The organism is Planktothrix sp. FACHB-1355, assembly GCF_014748295.1.
In the GTDB taxonomy this organism is placed as follows: Bacteria; Cyanobacteriota; Cyanobacteriia; order Cyanobacteriales; family Aerosakkonemataceae; genus Aerosakkonema; species Aerosakkonema funiforme_A.
Genome location: NZ_JACJUP010000877.1, coordinates 1 through 3,119, shown reverse-complemented (window position 1 = coordinate 3,119; position 3,119 = coordinate 1). Strand labels below are relative to the sequence as shown.

General features: G+C 46.3%; 4 protein-coding genes. All 4 read left to right on the top strand.

The window, feature by feature from the left end; translation table 11 throughout:
* On the top strand, positions 1 to 741 hold a 741-nt coding region (locus H6S82_RS26350; protein WP_191056964.1), incomplete at its 5' end, for a branched-chain amino acid ABC transporter permease.
* A gap of 12 nt (positions 742 to 753) precedes the next feature.
* Complete coding sequence (locus H6S82_RS26345; RefSeq protein ID WP_190466439.1) at positions 754 to 1,542, top strand: ABC transporter ATP-binding protein; 789 nt, start codon at positions 754 to 756, stop codon at positions 1,540 to 1,542.
* On the top strand, positions 1,539 to 2,261 hold the full coding sequence (locus H6S82_RS26340) for an ABC transporter ATP-binding protein (protein ID WP_190466436.1): 723 nt from the start codon (positions 1,539 to 1,541) through the stop codon (positions 2,259 to 2,261). Before H6S82_RS26345 ends, H6S82_RS26340 begins: the two co-directional genes overlap by 4 nt.
* 157 nt (positions 2,262 to 2,418) lie before the next feature.
* On the top strand, positions 2,419 to 3,119 hold a 701-nt coding region (locus tag H6S82_RS26335), incomplete at its 3' end, for an FAD-dependent oxidoreductase (RefSeq protein ID WP_191056963.1).

The following is a 3,119-nucleotide window of genomic DNA, read 5'->3' as shown; positions in this document are numbered from 1 at the left end:
GGCGGTTTATTTCCCATTGGGTTGGTATTATTGGAAATGCTAATTGCTGGTGTTGTTTCCGGCATATTGGGCGTTGTGGTGGGAATTCCAGCGCTAAGGTTAAGGGGTATTTATTTGGCGATCGCAACTATTGCTTTTGTAGAAATACTCCGCATTTTATCTCTCAATTTAGATATCACTGGCGGTGCAGTTGGTATATTTGGTATTCCGCAACCTTTCCAAACTCCGCTGGAATATTTGTGGATTGCTTTACCTTTATTAATTGTCAGTATGGTGATTCTCTACCGCCTGGAACGCATCCGCGTGGGTAGGGCATTTACGGCTATCCGCGAAGATGAATTGGCTGCCGGTGCGATGGGAATTGACCCAACTTACTACAAGGTTTTGGCTTTCACTCTGGGTGCTATTTTGGCAGGAGTTGTCGGTGCGCTAAGCGCCCATTTTCTCAATACTTGGAATGCGCGTCAAGGCACTTTTGATGCCAGTATAGTTTACTTAACTTCGGTGTTAATCGGCGGAACTAGGACTTTTGTGGGGCCGGTGTTGGGTGGTATGGTATTTACAGCGCTACCGGAGGTGTTGAGAGCGATCGCAGATACTGCGGGTTTACCGCTGTGGCTAGCCCAATTTCTGCGCGACGGTCGCCTGATTATTTTCGGATTGTTGATAGTTTTGGGAACGATATTTTTCCCCCAAGGCTTGGTGACACCGGATTTGTTGAAAAGACAAAGACATAAATAGAAATTTGTGCAGATGAACGCCGAGAATCTTCCCGCCAGTTATCCTATCCTAGAAGCCAAGGGTTTAACTCGTACTTTTGGAGGTTTGGTTGCTGTTAACAATGTTTCTTTTACGGTGCAGAAAAATGAGATATTTGGGCTGATTGGCCCCAACGGTGCCGGCAAAACGACATTATTTAATACGATTACAGGGCTGATTGAGCCTTCCAGCGGGCAGCTATTTTATCAAGGAGAAGAAATTTCATATAGGCGATCGCATCGCATCGCTAAAGCCGGTATTGCCCGCACTTTCCAGAATATTCGCTTGTTTGGCGACCTCTCGGCGCTAGAAAATGTGACGATCGCTCAGCACGTCCACACTAAAAGCGGTTTAATAACTGGTGTGTTAGGTTTGCCACCAGCGCCTGCGGAAGAAATCAAAACTAAGCAGAAAGGTTTGGAATTGCTCGATTTGGTCGGTTTGCGCGATCGCGCCTATGCCAAAGCGAAAAATTTTGCATACGGCGATCAACGCCGCCTCGAAATTGCCCGCGCCCTTGCTTTAGAACCGCAAGTTTTACTGCTAGATGAACCCGCCGCTGGTATGAATCCCAGCGAGAAGCACCAGTTGAGCGAATTTATTCGGGAAATACGCGATCGGTTTAACTTAACTGTCATTTTAATCGAGCATCACGTACCCTTAGTTATGGGGTTGTGCGATCGCATTGCAGTTTTAAATTTCGGTCAGTTGATTGCTTTGGGCAATCCGACGGAAGTAAGAACTAATCCTGCTGTAATTGAAGCTTATTTGGGAGCAGAATGAAAGCACCCGCTACGACACTATTAGAAATTAGAGAACTTTACGTTAACTACGGCGGTATTCAAGCCCTACAAAATATCAATCTCACTGTTAATGCGGGTGAGGTAGTAACTTTGATCGGGGCTAATGGTGCTGGCAAAAGTACTACTTTACGAGCTATTTCTAGACTGCTCGATCCTCGCAGCGGTCAGATTATTTACCAAGGGCGGGATATTACTAAACGCGCCGCGCATGAGGTGGTGCGATTGGGTATCGCCCATTCCCCGGAAGGACGCCGAGTGTTATCTAGGCAAACTGTTCTGGATAATTTGGAATTGGGGGCGTATATTCGCTCTAATTCGGCAGAAATAAGTGCCGATCTCGATCGCCAATTTGAAATTTTTCCTCGTTTAGCAGAACGCCGCCATCAATTAGCGGGAACGCTTAGCGGTGGGGAACAGCAAATGTTGGCGATCGCTCGCGCTTTAATGAGTAAACCGAAAGTTTTGCTTTTGGACGAACCCAGTCTCGGTCTTGCACCTGCGATCGTGCGGGAGATTTTCGCTATTATTCAGGATTTACGCGCTACTGGGGTTACTATTCTTTTGGTCGAGCAAAATGCCAGACTTGCCTTAGAAACTGCCGATCGAGGTTACGTATTGGAAGCGGGTCGCATCACCCTGACGGGAGAAGCTTCCCATCTGCTCGATGACGATCGGGTTAAGAAAGCATATTTAGGATGATATCAAATCCGCTGCGATCGCTCCTATTATTATTGGAGGGAGTGGGAGAATGGGGGAGCGGGGGAGTGGGGGAGTGGGAGAGGGAAAGGGAAAAATTTTGACTTTTGACTCTTGACTTTTGGCTTTCCCGTTCTCCCACTCTACCAACTCAGCCTTAATGATGAATAATCAACAAAAATTAGTGCTAATAGGTGGCGGTCACAGTCATGCGATCGCACTCCGATTATTCGGCATCGAACCGCTGCCAAATGTTAGCATAACCCTGATATCCGAAGCGCCGGACACGCCTTATTCTGGAATGTTACCCGGTCACGTTGCGGGATTTTACACACACGCAGAATGTTTTATCAACTTGCGATCGCTAACTGAATTTGCCCAAGCCGAATTTATTTGCGATCGCGCCATTAATCTCGACCTAGAAAACAAGCAAGTTATTTGCGCTAACAGTCAACCAGTTTCCTTCGATTTATTATCAATTGATATCGGCAGTACTCCCGCCACAATATCCGTACCCGGTGCAAATGAATATGCAATTGCAGTTAAACCGATACCAAAGTTTTTGCAAGAATGGCATCGAGTTATTGAGTCAGTTACCAATCAACCCGAACAACCGATTTGTTTGGGAATTGTGGGTGGAGGTGCCGGTGGTGTCGAATTGTCCCTAACAATGCAATCTCACCTGCAAAAAATCTCCCAGAATACAGTAAAAATTCATTTATTCCATCGCGATGAAGAACTGATGCCAAATCATAACCGATGGGTGCGCCGACATATGCAACAATTACTCACCCGTCGCGGTATTCATCTGCATTTGGCAGAAAATGTTTGTGAGGTTCAACGAGAATTTGTCAAATGCGA

Bases quoted from the DNA above. Each gene is read 5' to 3' on its own strand.
- H6S82_RS26340 (WP_190466436.1), top strand. From the start codon at position 1,539: ATGAAAGCACCCGCTACGACACTATTAGAAATTAGAGAACTTTACGTT.
- H6S82_RS26345 (WP_190466439.1), top strand. From the start codon at position 754: ATGAACGCCGAGAATCTTCCCGCCAGTTATCCTATCCTAGAAGCCAAG.